The following is a 20,682-nucleotide window of genomic DNA, read 5'->3' as shown; positions in this document are numbered from 1 at the left end:
GCGGGATGTTTCAATTTATCGTGCGATTCACCGAACAAAAGCAAAAAGCATGTGACAATGTTGTCACACGCCTGCAAGGTGGATCATGTCATTTTTTCGCGGGAAGGTTAGCTTGACGCTAGTACCCTCTCCGGGAGCAGACTGTACCTTAACGTCTATACGAAGTGCTTGTGCCACCTGTCTACTCAAATACAAGCCCATTCCCGTAGCCGTCCCTTCCAGTCTGCCTTGAGTTGAAGTGAAGCCTTTATCAAAGATACGCGGTAAATCCTGCGCTTCGATCCCTCGTCCATAATCTTGAATGGTCAGTATGATATGCCCATCCTGTTCCTTGCTTTCAATGACAATGTCAGAGGAATGACTGTATTTCACCGCATTGCTAAGCAGCTGCCGTATGATAAAACCTAACCATTTGCTGTCGGTCAGCACCTTGGTCACATGTAATGACACGTCGAAGCCAATCCTTTTGGATATACACCACGACTTCAAGGCCCTAATCTCGCCATTCAAAATCGGTTCAAGCTCTGTTTCTTCCACAAACAAATCATTATGCATAAATGGAATACGCTTCTGGTGAAGCTGCTGATCGAGCAGTTGGTGAATTCGCAGCCATTCATACGTCATCTGGCCCTGCAGCTTGTCATCCGGCATACGTTCAATCATCAATTGCAGCGCGGTTAGCGGTGTCTTCACCTCGTGAATCCAGGCCAACATCTCATCCTTCTCCTGCTCCAGCAAAATAAACTGAGCTGAGGACTCCTTCCGATAACGTTCGGTCTGGGAAGTCACAGCATCGTGCACAATCCGTTCATAAGGGCTTTCAGCGATATCCAAATCTCCTGGATCATAGGTATGATCCCAGGCAGTTAATCTTTTGTAGAAACGCGTCTCTCTTGGATATCTCGCCCAGATAAACACGATGCATACGACCACATTCAGCACGACGATATATGATACAGATCGGAATGGAATGGACGTGTCGATATAGGCTACAAATAAAAAGATGAGCTGCATGCTTATAAGCAACACTAGCCAGCTTAGCTTTTCCCGTATGTACTTACCAATCATGTTTCAGCCTCTTCCGTTGCCATGTAGCCCTGACCAACTTTCGTTTCGATATAGCCATCGAGTTCCAGCGGCTCCAGCTTTTTGCGAAGGCGATTGACGTTGACCGTGAGTGTGTTGTCACTCACAAAATGTTCATGATCCCACAGACTGCGAATCAGGTCTTCCCGGGTCACAATCTGATTTTTGTGCTCAACCAGCACTTTGAGAATGAACATTTCATTTTTGGTCAAAAGGACAGATTCATTGTCATAGGTAAGTGTATTTTTCACATATTCAATGGTAGCCCCACGCCATGTGCGCAGCTCAACCCGCTCTGTATTGTAGTTATATACCCTACGCAGGATCGCCTGGATCTTGGCAATCAGCACATCGAAATGGAAGGGCTTCTGGATAAAATCATCTGCGCCCAAATGCATTGACATGACCATATCCGTAGGATGATCCCGTGAGGACAGAAAGATAATCGGCACATTGGAATGGGCTCGGATCATGCGACACCAATGAAATCCGTCATACTGGGGAAGCTGGATATCAATAATGACCAGCTGTGGCTGAATGGCACTGTATTCCTGCAAGACTTTGCCAAAATCCTGCACGCCATACACGTCATATGACCACTGGGATAACCGTTCTTTGATTTCACTGAATAACGATTCATCGTCTTCAATGAGCATAATTTTAAACATACCCTCACCACGTTTCTGTTCTTCTTGGGCCGACCAAACAATAAATATACAGCAAAATGACCGTTCCGCGTACGAATCGTTCTTCCGATCGCTGTTATCCCCAGATTTTTTTATTCCACCTTTCAAAGGTGAAAATCCGGGGATAAAGGCGAGCACTCCGTTTCTTCAGAATCGATTTCGTCCCCTCCACTACTTTCGCTGCTTATTGAACAATAAAAATTGTCGAACCAAATAAAATAATTAATTCTCACTACGTTTCAGCGCTCAAACAAAACACATGCTCCAGATTCATCAATAGAATTCTGGAACTATATGGAGCAACTCAAACGCAAATTAGTACATTTGATTACCCCTCCAAGGTGTGTAGAACCTTGCTTGGATCACTGATTTCTTCCATCCGTTCGATCAATTGCTTTGCGACATCTTGTGGCGATCTTAATTGGCCTGCTTCATAGACCTGACCGAATACCTCAGACAGTGCAAATTCCTCTGCACTTTTGCCTCTTGCCACAGCCTGTAGCTCAGTATCTACCATCCCTGGATCGAATGCAATCACTTCAACGGGATTGGGTTGCCCGGATTGTTCCATCGCTACGCACTGGGTGAACATGTTTATTCCAGCTTTGGAAGTACAGTAAGATGCCATTGAAGGTGCCGGATAACTGCCAGACCCCGACGATACATTGACTATTTTTCTGCGTGTGTTCAGGTGGTTGGTATGTTTTATAAAAGATGAAGTCAGAATCATGGGCGCTGCCAAACTGATGTTCAGATTAAGACTGATCTCCTCGGCACTGCACCGATCTATCGATTTCAACGGTTCCAGCATCGCTGCATTGTTTATGAGCCCGATGAATTCAACTTCTTGCGGTAGAATCTGTTCCAATATGCCTGAGACAAGATCGTCGATGCTATGAATATCTGCCAGATCAAACTGAACATGCTGGTAACGCTCGTAAGCTTCCTCCAAGTCAGACGTTCCGCGTGCAATACCGTAGACGTGATCTCCCTTTTCCAATAACAATTCCGCAAGCTGTTTGCCGATTCCTTTGGATGTACCTGTAATGATAAAATACCTTTGTCCCATATTCTCCCCGCCTTTCTCTCACTCTGTGCAATATTGGTTAAACACGTCAAATCTATGATCCTTCATCTATGACTACACGTTTGGTTTTCTCCACAATGTCACCCACAGGATGGGCAAGCCAAAACAATCTTCATCCTGATCCATCGCCTTCATCGGTCGCAGCTCCACGCATTCAAAAGGATCTTCAAGCAAATAGCGAAGCTTTTCCTCCGTAAAAGCCAGCCCGCCTTTCATCGACTTCTCACGGTATACCTCCCAATCGTCCATAACGCTCTCCGGTCCACCCTGACCGCCAAATCCTGGAGCAAAGCATGTCATTCCAAAATACCCTCCAGGTTTAAGTCCGTTCTGAATCATCTGTATGTAGGGAATTCGCTGATGTGGCAGCAGATGGTGAAGACAGCCCGAATCATAGACCAGATCGTACTCTTCCTGTGGCGTGAGTTCAAATGCTGATTTGCATTCAAAATTCACTTCAAGCTGTTCCTCCACAGCTCTTTCCTTGGCCCAGGCAATGGCTGCCTCTGAAAGATCATAAGCATCTACTTTATAACCCTGACGTGTTAGATATATTGCATTTCTTCCCGGGCCACAACCGAGCTCCAATGCTTTGCCCCCAGGTAATATTCCTGAGTTCACATGTGCTACCAGATTTTAATCCGGTTTGTTTGGAAAAAAGGGAATCGGCCGGTCTCGATCCTCGTAAAAAGGTTCCCAAAATTGCTTCGCTGATCTGAATTCTGCGTCATGCATGTCATATAGATCCTGGACATTTTTAATCGTCTTCTCCATAACCACATTCCTCCTCGAATCCATATAAATTATCTTTCATATTCCCTCTTATGTTTCGATCTCTGTGCTCACCATTTGCCCGCTTCATCACGGTTTATACGCTAAATCAACTACCCTCTATTATAACATTTTTACCCAATCCAACTCTATTTTTCTTGTATGATTCCGAGCCAAAAATGGTCTATTTACATGTAAAAACGACGTTTAGAAGAAGGAACTTCCTGTCTCCCAGACGTCGTTTGAATCATTTGTATTCATGACTCGATCAGCTTAACTTCTTCGTTAGATACAGCACCACATCGTCATCGATAATCGTTTCATCGCCCCACTTTAGATAACGATCATGCTTGTGAATGCCCTGACCATCCGGTATATATCCACGACGGGCATACAGAATTTGAGCTTTGCCATAATCGGAAAATATCCCGACACCAATCCCGGCAGTATCGGTTCGTTCCTGAATAACTTCCTCTGCCCGGTCCATCAAACGTGATCCAATTCCCTGACGCTGATACTTGATCAGCACATTGAAATCATTAATTTCCGGAATGCCTTGTTCCCTGAACGACGGGTAATACGAATTCCACAATACATTTACGTAACCGGCAAAAGCTCCAGCGAGCTCCGCTACCAAAGTCACCCGTTCACCATTCTTCTGTTCTGCAAGATATTGAATGTACTGCTCTGCCGATTTCACCCAACCCTGTTCCTGGAATGCCTGCGAAATTACAACCGCATCCCCTTCATCCAAAAGTCTGATATGTATATTCATCGATGTAATCTCCTTAATAAGTTATTTATTTCACTGCTAGATTCCCAATCTGCTTCTAAGCGAGGTAATATGGGCAACGTGGTGTCTGCCATGCCATGCATATACGCCCAAATTGTAGTCCAGTCTGGTCGTTTCTTTGGAAGCGGGATGATAAAAGGTTTTGGCATAGTCTACATCTGTTAATGTGTTCAGTAGCGCTACCCAACGTCGATGCAGCGCATCCAGGATTTGCAGGGAAAACTCGACATCCAGCTCCCGCGAATCACTCAGTTCAGCCCATCGCTCCTCGTAATATGGTCTTATCGTGGGGTTATCCTCCGTCAGTGCCAGCTTGAAACGAACCATGCTATTCATATGGCTATCTGCCATATGGTGTATGACCTGTTTGAGCATCCAGCCACCTTCCCGGTAGGGTAACCTCAATTGGTCTTCACTCAATCCTTTGACCGCTTCGCGGGCGCGCTCCGGCAACTCCGCAATATCCTGAATCCACTGCTTCCGCTGCTCTGATGTGACCTCGCCTGTATATTCAAATGTTCCAATCGGGTACCTCAAATCCATCGATCATTCCTCCTTGGTTAAATGGTTTAAATATACACAGTGCACCGCCTATGGGGCATACTCCATCAGCCAGCAGTCTCTCATCTGTCCTTCGTGCAGCTCATGTTCTGGTAACAGTCTGACCTTCCTGAGACCACACTTCTCGTAACAGGATATGGCTCGTTCGTTCCATGATTGCGGGTCCATGACCACTTTCCGAGCTTGCTTTTCGTTGACTAGATAGCCCAACATTGATTTTACTAGTTGTGTACCAATACCGCGGTTCCAGTAATCAGCTTCTCCAATAAACTGATCTGTTCCATAGATGATTTCATCGGTGTCTCCATAACCATACTCATTCCGTTCTTCCTCCTCCAGTTCATAGAACTGGATATAGCCGATCGGTTTACCTTCGTGTTCGACCATACAACGATGTGCCGTATCCTCTTGTCTATAAAAGTGCTCTCTGACCAAATTCAGATCATGCGGCCGATCACGGCCTTCGTAATATTGAAGTACTGCTGGGTCAGACAACCATTGAGCAAGGCGCTGTTCATCCTTTTCATCCAGTAAACGTACCGTAATCATCTCATTCCATTGATAGATTAGCATCACTCTGCATACTCCTTAATGATTTCCAGAGGCTCTCCTGAGACCCAGCTCAGGTCTTTGCCCAGTAATTTTTCCTGATGAACATAATAGATCATCGGTTGCCGAATCAGTTCTGCCTCCTCACCCAAAGGATGAATGGTAAAACGAACCTTGTACGTGCCCACTGCATCAGGTATGGAGAACCCCGCAAATTCAGTAATCGCTGTTGATGACAGCCTCTGTAACACTTGACGAAGAATCTCTTCCATTGCACCTGTGCTGCCGACGGAGCTAGGTCGAATAAATCGGTTGTCCTGTTTGTCATAAAAAGATATTGAACCCCAGCCAGCTACAAGGGGATATATAGTGTGCTGACCTTTATCTTCTTTTGTGCGTGTAATGGCTATTTGCACCTCGTATTCATCCGTAGCTGTCTGCCGAATCGTCCCCTTCATGTTAACATCCTGCGCTGTAATGCTTGGAGCCAGATTATTATATACAATGAAAGCTGCTACAATAATAATCGCAATGCCTGTTAGCCAAAATATCGTACTTTTTCGCATGTATTCAACCCCCAAGCTGATTAACCGTAAGTCTGAAGTAATTCACTCTCCATTAGCTTCTGTGTAACGCTGTCCAGTTCCGGAGAAGCAGACCAATCACTATGTGTATACAAACCATATTTAATCGTATGGATAACGCTATTAGCTGACATATATAAATTATGGTGTACTCCTGGTTGCACAATGATGTGATTTCCTTCGCCCATAACTCTGATTTCAAGCGTCTGATCTTTTACAAAATTTGCATAAGCAATCCAACCAGACTGCACAACATAGAACTCGGTTATATGGTTATGAAAATGGCTATTTTGCCATGCTCCCTGAGATGAAGCTATCGTTCTGCAATAATAACCGCCATCCTCTGAAACCATCTTGTATTTCCGTTCCCCGTTAACCATCTGCTCGAAGCTGGTATTCACATTATCTGGTCCTAAATTTTGTTCTAAAGTTTCTCTATCCAAAACACAACCTCCAGATCTGAAATACGAAGTCAGGCAATCATATTTTATAATCTTTCTTTAACGCCTTACGGCCTTCCAGATATATTTGTGCTCACGCACAGCAAGTCTCCCCTCAATCTGAATTTCCTTCAGCTTAACTTGAAGCTGCTCATGGTACTCAGGCTGTGTGTAATCCGGGTTGCCAGGGATATCGGAAAGAAAAATAGCGAACTCTGTTTCATCAGGGAAGACCATTAGGGCCTCATTGAATTCCTCAATTTCAATGTTTTCATACTGATTTGTATGCAGCCTTTCTCGTACCTTGCTTACATCGGTATGAATGCCAAAGATCACGCCACCCTTTCGCAGCAATCTCCCATGTTCAATAATGGACGTAGGTCCTCTGCGGTCATAGATCAGGTCGAACTGTTCGTCTTCGAAGGGCAACTCTGTTTTGGTTGTAGCGCAGACAAATTCAACATTGCCAACGTCACCGGCCACAAGCCCAGCCTGAGCGATACGCAGTAGCTCCTTCGAGTTGTCAAAACCCGTAATATGATCGGTATAGGCCGACATTTTTAATGTGAATTCACCATGACCACAACCTGCATCAAGCACAGATTTATACTGAGGCAGCAACTGCATTAAGCGCGCTTCAAATACATCTTCTGCGGAATTGCCCTCCCATGTAAATACCGATCTGCCCTTGTATCCTCCGTTACGTTGTCCGATCATGTCATACCATTCCATGCCCAATAGATATCCCCCCAGAAGAAAATCCCATATTAAACAACATTCGACACAGATAAGTCGATTTCCCTGTCCATAGGTTAACTTTTTTCTCACTTAAGAGTTTTATCTATCCTCATCTTGTGCTTGTTAAAATTTGAAACGCTTCTCTCGTAGGCGCCGTATTATGCTCGAAGTCGTATTTTGCCACTTGGATAAACCAATAGGATGTGGAGGTTGAATGAATGTCTTTTTTTAAGAAAATGTTAGCCAGTGTAGGTGTTGGAGCAGCCAAAGTAAATACAGAATTACATACACCTGAGGTTACGCCTGGAGGAGTCATCTCTGGGATCGTGTACATCGAGGGTGGAGACGTGGAACAGAATGTAGACCGCATCTACCTTACGATCAAAACCCATTACATACGGGAGCACAATGATCGAAAAGTAAATGAAACTGCCGTTGTAGCCAAATACTTGCTTACCGAAGGTTTTATATTACAGCCTGGCGCCAAACTGGAGAAATCCTTCTCATTTGATCTACCAGAAAACCTTCCAATTACACTGCATCGTGCAGAGGTATGGGTTGAAACTGGGCTCGATATCTCCAGCGCCATGGACCCCTCAGACCGGGACAGACTCCATGTAGTTCCTACAAAAGATATGAACACTGTGCTTGATGCGATTGATCTCCTTGGTTTCAAACTGCGTGAAGTGACCAATGACTATGCTCCAAAGCTTGGTGGCAATCTTCCATTTGTACAGGAATTTGAATTCGTGCCAACGAGTAAGTTCCGTGGTTATTTGGATGAGCTGGAAGTACTATTCTACCCGATGGGAGATTCACTGGAACTGTTGCTCCAGATCGACCGCCGCGCACGTGGACTCGGTGGCATTTTCTCGGAGGCGATGGGGACGGATGAGAGCTTTGTCCGACTGCATCTCTACGAGAGACACCTTGCACGGGGTGCGGATTCGGTTGCCCAAGGTCTGGAAGAAGTCATCTCCAAGCATCTATAATCTATTAAAAATAGATCCAAAAACAAAAAACAGTTCTCCTACCAACTTTCATTGGTGTAGAACTGTTTTTGGCTATGTTTTTCTTTTATTAATAAACAATCAGGAACGCTGTGTCCAGCGCTGTATCCCCGATCGAAGTCCATAGTATGCAGCAGCAAGCAAGAGAAATCCAACGGCAGCGATCAGAATGGAAGTAGAATCCCAACGGGCGATGGTGCCAAAAGCAACCTTGGACTGCAACATCATAACGGATGAATCGGTGTTCATCATTTCAGGTGTATGATTCAGCGTCATTAACATTCCTTGAACGACATTCCAAGCCATAAAACCCAGTGTGAATAGCAAAGTTACCAACAGGGATTCCACACCTAATTGTTTGTTGATACTCATCATTTTGCCTCCTCATTTACGGTTTGACAACACTTTGGAAGTTATAAAATTCACTACATCATCTGTTGTTTGCCCATCCGTCTGAATGTACTCTTCAAAGCGTGATCCATGGAATGCTTCGACACACTTAACTGCTTGTTTAAAAGTCCACCCATCAGGCTTATCCCCGCGCTTCAACAATCTCTCATGTAATGTTTCCATGGATGTCATCAGGGTAAAATGAAAAAGGTCAGTATCTAGCTCTTTCAGGCCCCGATGGATGTAACTGAACTGTTCTGACTTGTAGATGGTCATTGGAACAATCAGATGTTTGTCATACTTTTGCCTGATTTCACGGGCGACTTTCACGGTAAGGACTTTCCACAGCTCCATATCCTGAAAATCGTCCGTTTTCTCCACTTCCATTCGGACGTCATCCGCAATCACGTTTCTTAACATGTATCCAATCTCTTCAGGATCGTAGATCATGCTGTTCGGAATTAGCAGCTGCAGCTTGGTTGCAGCAGAGGTTTTACCCGAGCCAAATGCCCCATTAATCATCACAATCATAGTGACGCCCTCCTGCGTATCATATTCAATTAGACAAGAGGTGCTCCAACTCCTGTTTCAGGCGATCTTTGTTCGTATCCACATATTGATAAAGGAGTTCAAATACCTCTTCATTATCCGATTGCATACTTAAATTACCCGCTTCCAGCTCCACCCGTTGCAAAACCTCATGGATCTGCTGTCCATGCGTATTCAGGGTCGTCGTTACATCCTGCTCGGAGAGTGCATTCACATTTTCTCTTAACTGCTCAGGCGTTACACCACTTTCGGATAACATATGCTGGATATTCTTCAGAATCTCTGCATCTGCATCATTGCCTATGCGCTGCATTGCTTCCGTCGTTTCACCCAGAAACTGCCCACTCGCATTTTCAAGAAAACCAGTAATGCCACTCATGGATAGCTCTGTATCCAGATCTATGATCAGGATGGTATCTCGCAATACTTGTGGAAGTTCAGGTCCACACTCCCGAATGGTCGTAAATTCCGTACGATACAGATCCATGGCAACACTCCCCACCACTTCCTCACCCGACATGCTGTCAAACTGATCCAAGGGTAATAATTGCTGCAATTCTTCCTGTAATTTGTTCATCTCTCTGCCTCCTGTATCTCTCTATCTATATAAGTTCAACTAATGAATATTTACACTATCACTCCGATGACAGAACAACCTTCCGATCACTGTTATCCCAGATTTTTTTGACGCCTATACATCATAGCAGAATATATTAAATAAGTTTATCCGATGCAAGTTTGCACCAAATCACTTCCCCGCACACTTTACACGGAATATGGATAAAGTTAACCTGCACTTGACCTTTGGAAAATGATCCGCTGTTATGATCTTGTCATCAAGAGTCTTGGGAGGGGTTATGATGCGCCTGGCCTTGTTCACCGACACCTATGTTCCGGAAACCAATGGTGTTGCCGGTACGCTGCACCGCTTGAGTAATCACTTGAACCGCAAAGGAATTGAGCATCTGTTATTCACACCGCAGTCTGTTATTGAAGGCAACGATGCCGCTCCGGTCCGTTCGGTTACCAACATCCCCTTTTTCCTCTATCCGGAATGTCGTATCGCCTTACCTAATCGAGCATCCATCCATCGAGAGCTAAATACCTTTCAGCCAGATCTGCTGCATATTGCCACTCCGTTCAATATGGGTCTTTTCGGTCTCAGATATGCGCTCAAATATCAGCTTCCACATGTCATCTCCTACCATACTCACTTCGATCGGTACCTCGAATACTACAAGTTGAAAAGTGTCATTCCTCTGTACTGGAAGTATATCCAATGGTTCCACCGAGCCTGTGATGCAACATTGACACCGTCTCAGGAGACCTTAAACTCATTGCAATCAAAAGGTATTCAACGTCTGAAGTTATGGTCCCGCGGGATCGATTGCAGCCTGTATTCACCTGATAAACGAAGCTCCAATATGCGTACTCGCTACAACATAACGGCTCCTCTAATTTTACTCTACGTTGGACGAATTGCCCCGGAAAAAGATATCGCTACCCTCACCCTTGCCATGCAGCAGTTGCCAGAACATATGCAAGCCCGTGTACACTGGATCATTGTAGGCGATGGGCCATTGCTTCCCAAAATGCGTATGCAATCCCCACCCAATGTCACTTTTACGGGGTATCTACATGGTGAAGATCTTGCTGCTATGTATGCTTCGGCAGATCTCTTTGTGTTTCCTTCCTCAACAGAAACATTTGGCAATGTGGTGCTGGAAGCGATGGCTTCGGGATTGCCGGTTCTCGCTGCGAATGGTGGCGGTGTCAAAGACTTGGTCACACATCATCGAAGCGGTGTTCTGTTCGAGCCGGGTAATGCGGATGCATTGATTCGAGAGATATGCCTCTGGGGAGATCATATGGATCAACTGAGGAATATGGGTCTTGAAGGCCGAAATCTTGCTGAGCAGCGTTCGTGGGATCACATTTTTGACAGGTTAGTTGGTGATTATGAGGAAGCCATTGAGAATCGGAGAAGACGCACGAAAGATCGAATCATTATAGCTTGATTTTCATAAAATAACCGAATTGAATAATGGATGATCACTGCTGCTCCAAGATCCGCCTATTGAAGTTTGGATATTCATATCCTTCCTCCTTCCAATGAGGAAATTTATATTTAATACGAAGTATTAAAAAAAGAGCGGAGATGGCTAATATCCTCGCTCTTTATAACGCCGTCTACAGACGGTTAAACGTATGGCTTTTTCGATCAGAGATAGATCCCTTCCCCGGTCAAGACGTCTAACATTACACAACTGGTTCAAAGGATATCGTGTCTTGCATAATACTCCATTCTACCCTCGGTCTAGCCGCTGCCCCTTCTGCATTCAGGACATTACCGATCCATATCTCATCGGTCTCCTGATTCTGCAAAAAGTGCCGGATCGCTGCTTTAATCAGAATGGATGTATGTAAATCCAGCAGCTCATCCAAAGGTACCCAAAATAAATCCCCTTCGTCTGATGGAATAAAGGCTCGATGTGTCGTCTCACCAAAATATACAAACTGCTGCCGAACTTCACCTTCGCTATACTGCAACAAAACATATCGAAGACGGAAATTTTCAATTTCCGCTTGCTTGAACCCCGTCTCTTCTTCGATCTCCCGGTAACTGGCAGTCATTGGTGAATTAAGCTCGCCGTGCTCCAAATGCCCACCAATACCACCCCAGAACTCAAAATCGAACAGCCTGTTGCCTGCTTTTTTCATCATCAACATGTCGTTGCCATTACTTAAAAACGCCGTAGCCATTTGTCTAATCTCCATGTGCACCTACCTCACTGTTCTGTTATGTAATATTGTGTTGTTTGAATCTAATCTGACGATCTTTTCTAGAGTAGGCCTTTTAGTTCACCAAGATGCTCAATAGCATGCAATGGTTTGGTTGTAATGCTGTCCTGCCAAGGCTGATTGACCTTCATCCAGATCGTGCTCATGCCTACTATTGCCGCTCCTTCAACATCATTGACGGGATGATCTCCAATGTAGATACACTGCTCGGGAGAGAGGTTGAAATGATCCAATGCCAATTTAAAAATACGAGGATCGGGCTTTTTGACTCCAGCCTCTTCCGAAACGATAATATGATCAAAATCATCCCGGATACCAAGTTGATCGATTTTGCCGTACTGAATCTCGGTTTTACCATTGGTGATTAAACCTGTTTTATATTTTCCTCTTAGATGCTGAACCACTTCTCGCGCCTGCTCCATCAATACAGCACTTCTCACATACTCTCTGCCATAGAACTCCATAAGCTCCGCGTGAGGTGGATTCTCAGCCCAAGGTAATTCATGGAGCAGCTCGTTGAACAACAAATCTTTGTCCTTGTAACCGTCCTCATCAAGCTCAATAATTCGTTTAAGAATATCATCCGTAGTCTCAAGATGAGCAAAATAAGTGTTGATCAAGCTCTGGCTGAAGCCTACAAAGGTACTTGTTCTGTTGAGAATCGTATTGTCCAGATCAAAAATAATTGCTTTAATATGATCCATCGTCATACTCCTCCTGTCTGGTCTGTAAAACGTTCTTTCCTCAATAGTTGCTCCAGTTTCCGATTGGTTTCGGCCTGCTCTTGAATTAACCGTTTCGTATTACTTTCTATGCTGATGAGTGTGACCGTCATAATAATTACACAAATGATCCCAATAAACCCCATAATACTACTCACCTCTAACGTAATGTTTATTCTATTCTGTTAGCTGCGACTACCATGAATTATAAACATGCAAACCCAACCTTAGATCAGACCAGGGCTGGGTTTACCTTGTAAAACTCATTTTCATTTCTTCTTTTTGTGATAATGGTAGCCTGTGCAAAGGCCCTTTTGTTTGGATTTCGCGGAACAATTATGTCCACCATTTTTGTCCAGTCTACCTGGATGGGCATAAGCTGAAGAAGATACACCAATAAGTACGACAAAAGACAAGATTACAATGACAACCTTTTTCATAAGTCACCCTTCGATCACACCCTATGCTTTAGGGCTTAATTCATCCTCCATCATTCTACATGAAAACCCATAATTAGGATATCCTTATTACTCCAAAATTTGCTTATTCTATGATTTTAAACTTCCTCAACGCATGTGTGATGCCATCCTCACTTGCTCGCAGTGTGACATAGTCGGCACTTTGTTTGACGCGCTCTCCTCCGTTTCCCATCGCAATGCCAAGTCCCACATACTCTAGCAAATCAATATCATTTTCACCATCGCCAAAGGCCATTGCTTCCTCTTTCGATATATTCAGGTGGTCGAGCACTTTCCCTGCCGCTATCGATTTGGATACTTCGTTCTCTTCCAGTACGTTAGACACGTAAGGATGAAACCTCACGAATTTTAATGCAGGGAATCTGGATTGGAATTTCTCCACTTCGTCTTGATCGGCATATAAACAAATGCAATACACTTCCTGTTCCAAAGAACTGATGCTCAAGGGGTACTCCATCAGACCAAGCGTATCTCTCAATGCATCGATGACACGCACATCCGTTGTGCATAAGCCATTCATTTCGAATGACTCTGTAAAATAAGAAATACTGCTGCCGTTCAGCTCGGCAAATTCACTGAATTCTTTAACCATTCGTGCAGAAAGCACCGATTTATGTATCACTTCTTCACCGCTCTTGATCAATGCCCCGTTAGCCGAAATCATGGTATCAATACCGAGTTTCCTGAAATCTCCGCATAAATTGTACGGTCTGCCAGTGACCAGCACGACCTGTATGCCCCTACGAACCAATTGTCGAATCGACTCCTCTGTACTTGGAGAGAGACTTCGATCCTTCTCACTGAGTAATGTACCGTCCACGTCCATAAATACGATTTTAATCAATGGAACACCTCCTATGCTATATCAATTGAACTAAAGCATATTTACACTTGCCACTCCGATGACAGAACAACCTTCCGATCGCTGTTATCCCCAGATTTTTTTTGATTACTATTTTCAAAGGGGAAAATCCGGGAATAAAGGCGAACACTTCGCTTCTTCAGGTTATTTCTGTCCTCTCCGTTCTCTTGTAAATGTTTAGTTCAATTGATATAGAAATTAAAAATTTCAATTCAAAAGGCAAGTGCACAGTAAACTTAGTAGTCTTCCTGCACTTGCCTTTACATTATCGAGTCTGGACGTTCTGGCTCCGCTCCATATACCACAGCTGAAACGCCTCTACCGCTTCAAGCGGTATATCGTTTAGCGTATGATGCAGAACAGGTTTGGCACGATTCACGGTTTGAATCGAAGCAACTCCAAACCAACGTTGCAGTAGATTCCGGGTGATCTGTACCTCAATGACTTTCTCTCGCTTGGAGATGTATAGTGTCGAGGTTAATGCACCCGTTCGCAATTGGATAAAGTTCTGATTCAGGACGTATCGAGTATGGAGAAAATCAGTTATTCTGCATATGCCAATCCACAGTAACAGAATAGCGGAAATCATCCACCAGGCCTGACTCTGTCCCAGAATCACTGGTTTGAAATAAAACAGTAACCCTGTTGCAATGATCCACACCCAGCTTGGTGTCAGCATGCGCAGCCATAATGATTTGCGTGGAAGCTTTTGCATCTCCTGCGTAACCTGATAGGATGGCAGAATCTCTGAGATCATATCGTAAGCTTGCTTCACAGGCAGAAAAGGATAGAGCGAGTTAACTTCCTGTTCGGATTCTCCCACACCACCTGCTGTCGTTAGTTCCACTTCTGCCAATCCTAGCAGTCTTTTCATCGGAGACTGTGTGATTTTCACCGCCTGTACTCGTTCTTTCAGGATCGAAAATGCGGTCTGTTCCAACATACCCTTCGTAATGTAGATACGTTTGCGATCAGAGGATATTTGGAAATCACCATACTTCACAAAGGTTCTGACAATACCTAGCATAATGGAAACAGCAATAAGTCCAGTAATGATCAATGCGGTAATCCACCAGGTATCCAGCCATGTCAATAGGATGCTTTCCGTCACTTTTTCATCGGGAAAGAAATCTTTTATCGACGAATAGAGCGATCCAAGAATCGGAATAAGCACCAGAAAGCTGAGCGACGTAAACGAAGCTTTGAATATATCTTTTCGAGTGGACTTGTAATGGACATTCCGTTCAACCTCTTCTTTTACAGGTAGTTGAATATCTTCTTCCAGTGTTACGTGTTCAGGTCGCGTCACTAGTTCCTCATTTGGTTCTACAGCATCACTGACGACATTCGCTTTCGACATATGCCCTGCTACAACCTTTTCAAGCCGATCCGATTCCGTAAGTGAAACGACTTGCAGCTGAAAAGTAGAATCTTCTCCCTTGATGCCCGTCTCAAAACGGATGGATGTGACTCGGAACAAACGATGAAACAGCGACGTATGCCGGTTTACGTTCTGAATTTTGGTATAGGGTATCGTTCTTCTTGTGCGATTAAACACCCCACTGTAGATCTGAAAAGCCTTATCATCTGCGGTATAACGTAGTGTAAACCAACTCCAGATGATGCTTATCACACTAACCGCGATAGCCACATAGAAGACGATTCTGCCATACATAATCCACGTGGACGCCGAGCCATGACGGAGAATAAATAAAAAAACGATAAATGCAAAAGAATTTTTCACCAGTTTCCACAAACTCCAGAGCATGGCTAACGGGTGTTGTCTTTTCATCTCGTTCATTCATCCACCTCATTAACCCTTGCATAGGACGCAATCTGATTACGCAGTTCAAGCGCCACTTCCTCTGGCAGCGCCGGGATCGTATGAGATGAACCCATCGTGCCAACCGATACAGAATATAGGCCATATTTTCTCAAAAGGGGACCTTGGTTCGTCGTGACGGATTGTACTTTGGCCATGGGAATGATCTGATGTACCTTTTTCAAAGCCCCATGTTTCAATTGCAAGAACTCCTCATTCGCATCGTAATACCAATGCTTGTATAACAATGAAGGCCGGATAAAAATCTCCCACACCGCATACAGCACTGATATGGCAGTCAATCCCCACAGCAACCAACCAATCCACGCCCTCCATCCATAGACGGAATCCAGAATCAGCAGTGCTGCAAGCACAATCAACCCTATTCCGTTCGATATACTCGCACTGATTCTCCATATGGTTATGGCATCCGGCGATAAACGTTGCTCGGGTGTACTCTGTATGTACTGCATATCTTCACTCCTTTTTCTTACTGTACGAAGAATAGTCCTCTATCGATGCAGAAAGATTGACTTAGTAAAAGAGATGACCCCCGTTCAATACAGGTCGTCATCTCTTAGTCATTTTATTTTGCAGCAAAATCCTTCACATCACATAACCACACCATATGGTCCGTGCCTTCACCCCAGTAGTTCTTTGCCACGGCATAGGATTCTCCAAACTTCCGCTGCCATTTCTTCTGCGCTGTCCGGTACCCACTATCCAGGCAAAATTGCGTAATCTCACGTCTCTGAAGTTCAGTAGCCAATGCCTGAATGAGAGCAGAGCCAATTCCCCGACCCTGAACCTCTGGCAGAACGTAGAGACTACCCAATTCCCCTACGTGGTTCAGTTGGTGGTCTGTGCATTCTTGAATCTCCTCGCCGCAAGGTCCATACGAAATGGTGCCCACGACAGTGTCTTCCCTTTTGGCCAGCAAGAAGAAAACATTCGATTCCTGGTTGTTGTCAGGATGCAAAGCTGAGTAAAGCATCGCTTTTTTGTGTTCAATTTCATCCCGTATGTCTTCGTGCAGGGAACCCAGCCCTTCCTGTGTAAATGCATTCGTTATGGATGTCTCGAATACCCGCCAGGCACCCTCTATATCCGATGATGTTAAAGGTTGAATGGTAATCAGGTGACTCATATGACCGTCTCTCCGTTTCAATAGCTATATAAATTAAACTAAAGAATATTTACACTTGCCACTCCGATGACAGAACAACCTTCCGATCGCTCCCCAGATTTTTTTGATTCCTATTTTCAAAGGGTAAAATCCGGGGATAAAGGCGAACGCTTCGCTTCTTTAGGTTTTTTCTGTCCTCTCCGTTATCGTGTAATTTTTTGATGAATCTATATAGTAAACTGACTTACCGATGTAATTTGTAATCTTCTATGTCAGTCCGTATAACTTTGAATCAGTTTCCTCACTCGGTTTGCATCCTCTATGGGTATGCTGTATCCTACGTGGGTATCCTCATGGTTAACCAGAAGGGCTGACTGCTTGGGATCTTTGCCTATGGAAAAATCATACTTGGTTAAGGACCCATCTGCATCTGTTAAGTCCATCTTGTACTCCACGCTATAATCAAGACTTCCCGCTATACGCTCCGCTTTGTTTATAGCCTCGATTACGATTCCAATCTCAACCGGATCTTCGAATTCCACATCCTCACACGCTTCAATCGTGAAGTTGGGGTTGCAGGTTAATGTAATGAGCGAAGGCAGAGCTTCTTTCGGAATAGAATTAGTTCCATTTGGAGGATTGCAACCTGCAAGTAGCACTACAAAGAGACCTAAGAGAATCCCTGCTTTTTTTATTAGCATATGAACCTCCCGATTCTTACATAGAACATGAGCGTAAACGCTCTACGTAATCATCTGTATTTAGCTCTAGATGCTTATGCTGACATGCTGCAACTCGGTGTCCCATCCTTAGAGCAACACTTTTAAACCCTGGGCGGTATCGGCCACGAAAGCACTTATCTTTATGTCTGTAATGAATTTGGGGAATATAACCAGTGTTCAAGCCTGCACTCGCTCTGTTTGTATCCTCACAAATAACTGCTCCAAATCCGTATGAAGATCCGGCTGTTCGTTAACGAGCAGGCTTATGTATTCCGACCCGCACTCATAGAAAACAAGACGATTAAACGGAGCTGAATCCCCCATATGATTGATTTCCAGTCCCAATTTCTCCCGAATTCGATTCTCCAGATAGCGCGCGTAACCTTCGTTCCATTCCAGCCAGTTGAAGTACTCCCCTTGTTCTTCACTCAAAGAGCTGATCAAGGCTACTCTCGCCTCTTTCACTTGCATGAGATCCTTACTCTTCAAGGCTGACAGCAACGAAGTGATCCGCTGGACAACCATCTCATTGTCATAAGGAAACTCATAATCCAGTTCCCATGTTACACGTTTGATTTGCTCCATCTTATGTTTGATCTCAAGTCGGTCACCCATGTCGGTGTAATGCTCATTTACGTAACAATGGACAAATTCATGAAAGAGGTAGACTTTCTGCTCAAAATTTTGGAACGCCGCATCCGTCACCACTGCGCACATCCGCTCATCCATGTGATGCACTCGAAACGCCGCAAGGCATCCTTCGGGAATATTCAGGTCATCCGGGACGGTTTTCACCCATTCATATTGCTGCGTCTTGGACGAATAATCATAGATATATAATAAAGTTTCAAATGCCACAACCACGGGATAATAGTCTGCGAATAAAGGATGTATACTGACCAAATCTTTTTGAAGCTCCTGCAATTCGTTGATTTGCTCTAAAAAAGTATCCATGTCATTTACCCTCTCTTTAGTTGAATGATGAATTAATCATATCAATAGAACAACAATAAAACACTGAGAGAAAAATGATAATTCTATTGTTGAGTGATATTTCTACAGCTTAGAACCGTTCTCCTCGTTTCTCATATAGATAAATGTCCAACGCCTGAATCCCGAGTTTAGCAAGTTTGATAAATAAAATGAGGGCATATACACCCAAACCGAATAACACCAAGTTAAATAAAACTGCGAATGTTGAAAAGAATGAAAAGCTCATCACACTTCCTCCTTTTTTATCAACGTACTGAATTCATAATTCATATGATCATCATTATTTATAAATAATCAATTTATTAATTCTCCAAACTATTTTAGCATATTTTACCTCCCTTTACTTTCTTCAATCAAATCACTCATTCTTGATAGGCTGAATTCTAATCATTAAAATCAAAAAATCTTCCCCCGAACATCCGGCAGGAAGACTTTACTTAAGACTTTTTTTATTGGATACGTTCACCGCTTACCACATGCCAGTGTTGATGCTTCGAATCCTGGTAAGTCCCCAGGTTAGTTACGATTTTGGAAGAACCCGTCTGGACAACCATGTCCGCAGCAACCTTTTTGATAACGCGCATAATTTCCAATAATAGTTCATCATTATTATCTTCTTCCTGTGAAATGAATGATTGGATATGGATCTTTGGAATAACAACAATATGATGCTTGTAGTATGGTCGGGTATGATGATAAGCCAGCACCTTGTCTGTTTCCATAACGATATTTACTTTGGTATTACCACTAAGCACTTCATCACAATAAAAATCCTGTGTCATATACGATCCCCTTTCACTACTTAGTTAATATATCCCGCTTTTTTCAGCACATATTCCGTGAACGGGTTAATTTCTGGGATTGGTATACTCAGATCAAAATAACGCAGTTCCAGTCCTTCATCATCCATGACGGTTGGTTCGCCCTGAATTTCAGTAGCTTCATAGACAGCCATGATATTATACACTTCATCTCCATGCGGATACTTGTAATACATGTCCTGACCTGAGAAAACGGTAATGAGTTTATATGCACCCGCTCTCAGTCCAGCTTCCTCATATAATTCACGGGCAGCAGCTTCCTCCAAAGATTCTCCCGGTTCCAATGATCCGCCAAGGGTTCCCCAATCCAGACTATCTGCACGTCTCTGCAACAGCAGATGGCCCTGCTCATTGAAGACCAACACACATGAACCAGCCATGATTAGAGGACGCGAACCCACCAGCTTTCTCAACTCCATGATATATCCCATAAAGATTTTCCCCCGTCTGTAATCAGATAAGTTCAGCAATGTGCTCTAAGACTTGGATTTAGTCAAGATTCCTTTGTCTACGGAATTTTGGATAATCTGCTGTGCGTACGTCCACAATGTTTCGGAACCGTTCTCAATCTCCCGATTTCTATTTAACACCTGTTCACTTGTAATATTGTATTTCTGCCACGTATCTCCCTCATTCTGATGATTGTGGATCAACGGCTGCAACCGATCCATCGACGAAGCAAACTGCGCTTCATGGGTCTCCTTTGCCTCAAACTCTAGCCACAGGTTCAACAGTTCTTGGGCCTGTTCCTCCGGTAAAATCCCAAATAGTCGATGCGCAGCCTTGATCTCTCGGTCATATTTATCCGCATGCCCTACCGTATCGTAGGCAAATGTATCTCCGGCATCGATCTCAACGAGGTCATGAACAAGAAGCATCTTAATGACTTTGAGAATATCCACCTCCTTGTTGGAGTGACTCTGCAAAATCAAGGCCATCATCGCCAGATGCCAGGAATGCTCTGCATCATTTTCAAGTCTGTCGCCATGGATGATTCTCGTTTTTCGTTCAATCGTTTTCAGTTTATCAATCTCAATAAGAAATTGAATCTGACTCTGTAATGATTCGTTCATTTAACTCTCCTTTCAG

At 44.0% G+C, this 20,682-nt stretch carries 29 protein-coding genes; 2 read left to right on the top strand and 27 right to left on the bottom strand.

Annotated elements, in window-relative coordinates:
• Window positions 1-63 precede the first annotated feature (63 nt).
• From AC3ITG_RS08590 to AC3ITG_RS08540, 11 genes are all read right to left on the bottom strand, one after another.
• Window positions 64-1,068 (bottom strand): sensor histidine kinase, encoded by a 1,005-nt coding sequence (locus AC3ITG_RS08590; RefSeq protein WP_489253472.1) that lies wholly within the window; start codon window positions 1,066-1,068, stop codon window positions 64-66.
• Entirely contained in the window at window positions 1,065-1,754 is a 690-nt protein-coding gene (locus AC3ITG_RS08585; protein WP_489253471.1) for a response regulator transcription factor, read from the bottom strand. Before AC3ITG_RS08585 ends, AC3ITG_RS08590 begins: the two co-directional genes overlap by 4 nt.
• A 346-nt stretch (window positions 1,755-2,100) precedes the next feature.
• On the bottom strand, window positions 2,101-2,841 hold the full coding sequence (locus AC3ITG_RS08580; protein WP_489253470.1) for an SDR family NAD(P)-dependent oxidoreductase: 741 nt from the start codon (window positions 2,839-2,841) through the stop codon (window positions 2,101-2,103).
• Window positions 2,842-2,913: 72 nt separating this feature from the next.
• Complete coding sequence (locus AC3ITG_RS08575; RefSeq protein ID WP_489253469.1) at window positions 2,914-3,480, bottom strand: class I SAM-dependent methyltransferase; 567 nt, start codon at window positions 3,478-3,480, stop codon at window positions 2,914-2,916.
• Between the two features lie 15 nt (window positions 3,481-3,495).
• Complete coding sequence (locus tag AC3ITG_RS08570; protein ID WP_489253468.1) at window positions 3,496-3,633, bottom strand: hypothetical protein; 138 nt, start codon at window positions 3,631-3,633, stop codon at window positions 3,496-3,498.
• A gap of 265 nt (window positions 3,634-3,898) precedes the next feature.
• Entirely contained in the window at window positions 3,899-4,405 is a 507-nt protein-coding gene (locus tag AC3ITG_RS08565; RefSeq protein WP_489253467.1) for a GNAT family N-acetyltransferase, read from the bottom strand.
• A gap of 36 nt (window positions 4,406-4,441) precedes the next feature.
• A complete protein-coding gene (locus AC3ITG_RS08560) occupies window positions 4,442-4,966 on the bottom strand; it encodes a YfiT family bacillithiol transferase (RefSeq protein ID WP_489253466.1) in 525 nt (174 codons plus the stop codon).
• Between the two features lie 48 nt (window positions 4,967-5,014).
• The gene (locus AC3ITG_RS08555) at window positions 5,015-5,557 is read right to left on the bottom strand and encodes a GNAT family N-acetyltransferase (protein WP_489254442.1); all 543 of its coding nucleotides are present in this window, start codon (window positions 5,555-5,557) and stop codon (window positions 5,015-5,017) included.
• The gene (locus AC3ITG_RS08550) at window positions 5,557-6,099 is read right to left on the bottom strand and encodes a hypothetical protein (RefSeq protein ID WP_489253465.1); all 543 of its coding nucleotides are present in this window, start codon (window positions 6,097-6,099) and stop codon (window positions 5,557-5,559) included. Before AC3ITG_RS08550 ends, AC3ITG_RS08555 begins: the two co-directional genes overlap by 1 nt.
• A 20-nt stretch (window positions 6,100-6,119) precedes the next feature.
• Window positions 6,120-6,560, bottom strand: a complete 441-nt coding sequence (locus AC3ITG_RS08545) for a cupin domain-containing protein (RefSeq protein WP_489253464.1) — start codon at window positions 6,558-6,560, stop codon at window positions 6,120-6,122.
• 57 nt (window positions 6,561-6,617) lie between these two features.
• Window positions 6,618-7,289: a class I SAM-dependent methyltransferase gene (locus AC3ITG_RS08540; RefSeq protein WP_413028032.1), complete on the bottom strand. Its 672-nt coding sequence runs from the start codon at window positions 7,287-7,289 to the stop codon at window positions 6,618-6,620.
• 224 nt (window positions 7,290-7,513) lie between these two features.
• Between AC3ITG_RS08540 and AC3ITG_RS08535 the strand changes: the two genes are divergently transcribed.
• The gene (locus AC3ITG_RS08535) at window positions 7,514-8,287 is read left to right on the top strand and encodes a sporulation protein (RefSeq protein ID WP_413027103.1); all 774 of its coding nucleotides are present in this window, start codon (window positions 7,514-7,516) and stop codon (window positions 8,285-8,287) included.
• Window positions 8,288-8,386: 99 nt separating this feature from the next.
• Here the strand turns inward: AC3ITG_RS08535 and AC3ITG_RS08530 are convergent, their stop codons facing one another.
• Genes AC3ITG_RS08530 through AC3ITG_RS08520 form a run of 3 tightly spaced genes read right to left on the bottom strand, consistent with a single transcriptional unit; the run spans window position 8,387 to window position 9,821 of the window.
• Complete coding sequence (locus tag AC3ITG_RS08530; RefSeq protein ID WP_489253463.1) at window positions 8,387-8,680, bottom strand: hypothetical protein; 294 nt, start codon at window positions 8,678-8,680, stop codon at window positions 8,387-8,389.
• Between the two features lie 9 nt (window positions 8,681-8,689).
• The gene (locus AC3ITG_RS08525) at window positions 8,690-9,226 is read right to left on the bottom strand and encodes an AAA family ATPase (protein WP_489253462.1); all 537 of its coding nucleotides are present in this window, start codon (window positions 9,224-9,226) and stop codon (window positions 8,690-8,692) included.
• Between the two features lie 25 nt (window positions 9,227-9,251).
• Window positions 9,252-9,821, bottom strand: coding sequence for a DMP19 family protein (locus AC3ITG_RS08520; protein WP_489253461.1), 570 nt, complete (start codon window positions 9,819-9,821; stop codon window positions 9,252-9,254).
• A gap of 280 nt (window positions 9,822-10,101) precedes the next feature.
• Here AC3ITG_RS08520 and AC3ITG_RS08515 point away from each other — a divergent pair, with 280 nt between their 5' ends.
• Window positions 10,102-11,262 (top strand): glycosyltransferase family 4 protein, encoded by a 1,161-nt coding sequence (locus tag AC3ITG_RS08515; protein ID WP_489253460.1) that lies wholly within the window; start codon window positions 10,102-10,104, stop codon window positions 11,260-11,262.
• A gap of 241 nt (window positions 11,263-11,503) precedes the next feature.
• Here AC3ITG_RS08515 and AC3ITG_RS08510 read toward each other — a convergent pair whose 3' ends face one another.
• The 13 genes from AC3ITG_RS08510 to AC3ITG_RS08450 form a co-directional block, all read right to left on the bottom strand.
• Entirely contained in the window at window positions 11,504-12,022 is a 519-nt protein-coding gene (locus AC3ITG_RS08510) for an NUDIX domain-containing protein (RefSeq protein WP_489253459.1), read from the bottom strand.
• Between the two features lie 65 nt (window positions 12,023-12,087).
• On the bottom strand, window positions 12,088-12,750 hold the full coding sequence (locus AC3ITG_RS08505) for an HAD family hydrolase (protein ID WP_489253458.1): 663 nt from the start codon (window positions 12,748-12,750) through the stop codon (window positions 12,088-12,090).
• Window positions 12,751-13,037: 287 nt separating this feature from the next.
• Window positions 13,038-13,208 carry a YHYH domain-containing protein gene (locus AC3ITG_RS08500; protein ID WP_094030628.1) on the bottom strand — a complete coding sequence of 57 codons (171 nt, stop codon included), beginning with the start codon at window positions 13,206-13,208 and terminating at the stop codon, window positions 13,038-13,040.
• A 103-nt stretch (window positions 13,209-13,311) separates the two neighbouring features.
• Window positions 13,312-14,091, bottom strand: a complete 780-nt coding sequence (locus tag AC3ITG_RS08495) for a Cof-type HAD-IIB family hydrolase (protein WP_489253457.1) — start codon at window positions 14,089-14,091, stop codon at window positions 13,312-13,314.
• Window positions 14,092-14,374: 283 nt separating this feature from the next.
• Window positions 14,375-15,910 carry a PH domain-containing protein gene (locus AC3ITG_RS08490; protein WP_489253456.1) on the bottom strand — a complete coding sequence of 512 codons (1,536 nt, stop codon included), beginning with the start codon at window positions 15,908-15,910 and terminating at the stop codon, window positions 14,375-14,377.
• Window positions 15,907-16,404 (bottom strand): PH domain-containing protein, encoded by a 498-nt coding sequence (locus tag AC3ITG_RS08485; protein WP_489253455.1) that lies wholly within the window; start codon window positions 16,402-16,404, stop codon window positions 15,907-15,909. Before AC3ITG_RS08485 ends, AC3ITG_RS08490 begins: the two co-directional genes overlap by 4 nt.
• Window positions 16,405-16,517: 113 nt before the next feature.
• Window positions 16,518-17,078 (bottom strand): GNAT family N-acetyltransferase, encoded by a 561-nt coding sequence (locus AC3ITG_RS08480; RefSeq protein WP_489253454.1) that lies wholly within the window; start codon window positions 17,076-17,078, stop codon window positions 16,518-16,520.
• A gap of 251 nt (window positions 17,079-17,329) precedes the next feature.
• A complete protein-coding gene (locus AC3ITG_RS08475) occupies window positions 17,330-17,758 on the bottom strand; it encodes a hypothetical protein (protein WP_489253453.1) in 429 nt (142 codons plus the stop codon).
• Between the two features lie 198 nt (window positions 17,759-17,956).
• Complete coding sequence (locus AC3ITG_RS08470) at window positions 17,957-18,733, bottom strand: hypothetical protein (RefSeq protein ID WP_489253452.1); 777 nt, start codon at window positions 18,731-18,733, stop codon at window positions 17,957-17,959.
• A 109-nt stretch (window positions 18,734-18,842) separates the two neighbouring features.
• The gene (locus AC3ITG_RS08465; RefSeq protein ID WP_489253451.1) at window positions 18,843-18,998 is read right to left on the bottom strand and encodes a hypothetical protein; all 156 of its coding nucleotides are present in this window, start codon (window positions 18,996-18,998) and stop codon (window positions 18,843-18,845) included.
• A 223-nt stretch (window positions 18,999-19,221) separates the two neighbouring features.
• Window positions 19,222-19,554 carry an HIT domain-containing protein gene (locus AC3ITG_RS08460; protein ID WP_163754937.1) on the bottom strand — a complete coding sequence of 111 codons (333 nt, stop codon included), beginning with the start codon at window positions 19,552-19,554 and terminating at the stop codon, window positions 19,222-19,224.
• Between the two features lie 20 nt (window positions 19,555-19,574).
• The gene (locus AC3ITG_RS08455) at window positions 19,575-20,024 is read right to left on the bottom strand and encodes an NUDIX hydrolase (protein WP_489253450.1); all 450 of its coding nucleotides are present in this window, start codon (window positions 20,022-20,024) and stop codon (window positions 19,575-19,577) included.
• A gap of 45 nt (window positions 20,025-20,069) precedes the next feature.
• Entirely contained in the window at window positions 20,070-20,666 is a 597-nt protein-coding gene (locus tag AC3ITG_RS08450; RefSeq protein ID WP_083678959.1) for an HD domain-containing protein, read from the bottom strand.
• Window positions 20,667-20,682: the final 16 nt, after the last annotated feature.

The sequence above is a fragment of the Paenibacillus sp. GL_099_B genome, assembly GCF_057835695.1.
Note: the sequence above shows the minus strand (reverse complement) of the source record. Positions and strands in the feature narration are given on the sequence as shown.

Bases quoted from the DNA above. Each gene is read 5' to 3' on its own strand.
- AC3ITG_RS08590 (WP_489253472.1), bottom strand. From the start codon at position 1,068: ATGATTGGTAAGTACATACGGGAAAAGCTAAGCTGGCTAGTGTTGCTT.
- AC3ITG_RS08585 (WP_489253471.1), bottom strand. From the start codon at position 1,754: ATGTTTAAAATTATGCTCATTGAAGACGATGAATCGTTATTCAGTGAA.
- AC3ITG_RS08580 (WP_489253470.1), bottom strand. From the start codon at position 2,841: ATGGGACAAAGGTATTTTATCATTACAGGTACATCCAAAGGAATCGGC.
- AC3ITG_RS08570 (WP_489253468.1), bottom strand. From the start codon at position 3,633: ATGGAGAAGACGATTAAAAATGTCCAGGATCTATATGACATGCATGAC.
- AC3ITG_RS08565 (WP_489253467.1), bottom strand. From the start codon at position 4,405: ATGAATATACATATCAGACTTTTGGATGAAGGGGATGCGGTTGTAATT.
- AC3ITG_RS08560 (WP_489253466.1), bottom strand. From the start codon at position 4,966: ATGGATTTGAGGTACCCGATTGGAACATTTGAATATACAGGCGAGGTC.
- AC3ITG_RS08555 (WP_489254442.1), bottom strand. From the start codon at position 5,557: ATGCTAATCTATCAATGGAATGAGATGATTACGGTACGTTTACTGGAT.
- AC3ITG_RS08550 (WP_489253465.1), bottom strand. From the start codon at position 6,099: ATGCGAAAAAGTACGATATTTTGGCTAACAGGCATTGCGATTATTATT.
- AC3ITG_RS08540 (WP_413028032.1), bottom strand. From the start codon at position 7,289: ATGGAATGGTATGACATGATCGGACAACGTAACGGAGGATACAAGGGC.
- AC3ITG_RS08535 (WP_413027103.1), top strand. From the start codon at position 7,514: ATGTCTTTTTTTAAGAAAATGTTAGCCAGTGTAGGTGTTGGAGCAGCC.
- AC3ITG_RS08530 (WP_489253463.1), bottom strand. From the start codon at position 8,680: ATGATGAGTATCAACAAACAATTAGGTGTGGAATCCCTGTTGGTAACT.
- AC3ITG_RS08525 (WP_489253462.1), bottom strand. From the start codon at position 9,226: ATGATTGTGATGATTAATGGGGCATTTGGCTCGGGTAAAACCTCTGCT.
- AC3ITG_RS08520 (WP_489253461.1), bottom strand. From the start codon at position 9,821: ATGAACAAATTACAGGAAGAATTGCAGCAATTATTACCCTTGGATCAG.
- AC3ITG_RS08515 (WP_489253460.1), top strand. From the start codon at position 10,102: ATGATGCGCCTGGCCTTGTTCACCGACACCTATGTTCCGGAAACCAAT.
- AC3ITG_RS08510 (WP_489253459.1), bottom strand. From the start codon at position 12,022: ATGGAGATTAGACAAATGGCTACGGCGTTTTTAAGTAATGGCAACGAC.
- AC3ITG_RS08505 (WP_489253458.1), bottom strand. From the start codon at position 12,750: ATGGATCATATTAAAGCAATTATTTTTGATCTGGACAATACGATTCTC.
- AC3ITG_RS08500 (WP_094030628.1), bottom strand. From the start codon at position 13,208: ATGAAAAAGGTTGTCATTGTAATCTTGTCTTTTGTCGTACTTATTGGT.
- AC3ITG_RS08490 (WP_489253456.1), bottom strand. From the start codon at position 15,910: ATGAACGAGATGAAAAGACAACACCCGTTAGCCATGCTCTGGAGTTTG.
- AC3ITG_RS08485 (WP_489253455.1), bottom strand. From the start codon at position 16,404: ATGCAGTACATACAGAGTACACCCGAGCAACGTTTATCGCCGGATGCC.
- AC3ITG_RS08480 (WP_489253454.1), bottom strand. From the start codon at position 17,078: ATGAGTCACCTGATTACCATTCAACCTTTAACATCATCGGATATAGAG.
- AC3ITG_RS08475 (WP_489253453.1), bottom strand. From the start codon at position 17,758: ATGCTAATAAAAAAAGCAGGGATTCTCTTAGGTCTCTTTGTAGTGCTA.
- AC3ITG_RS08470 (WP_489253452.1), bottom strand. From the start codon at position 18,733: ATGGATACTTTTTTAGAGCAAATCAACGAATTGCAGGAGCTTCAAAAA.
- AC3ITG_RS08465 (WP_489253451.1), bottom strand. From the start codon at position 18,998: ATGAGCTTTTCATTCTTTTCAACATTCGCAGTTTTATTTAACTTGGTG.
- AC3ITG_RS08460 (WP_163754937.1), bottom strand. From the start codon at position 19,554: ATGACACAGGATTTTTATTGTGATGAAGTGCTTAGTGGTAATACCAAA.
- AC3ITG_RS08455 (WP_489253450.1), bottom strand. From the start codon at position 20,024: ATGGGATATATCATGGAGTTGAGAAAGCTGGTGGGTTCGCGTCCTCTA.
- AC3ITG_RS08450 (WP_083678959.1), bottom strand. From the start codon at position 20,666: ATGAACGAATCATTACAGAGTCAGATTCAATTTCTTATTGAGATTGAT.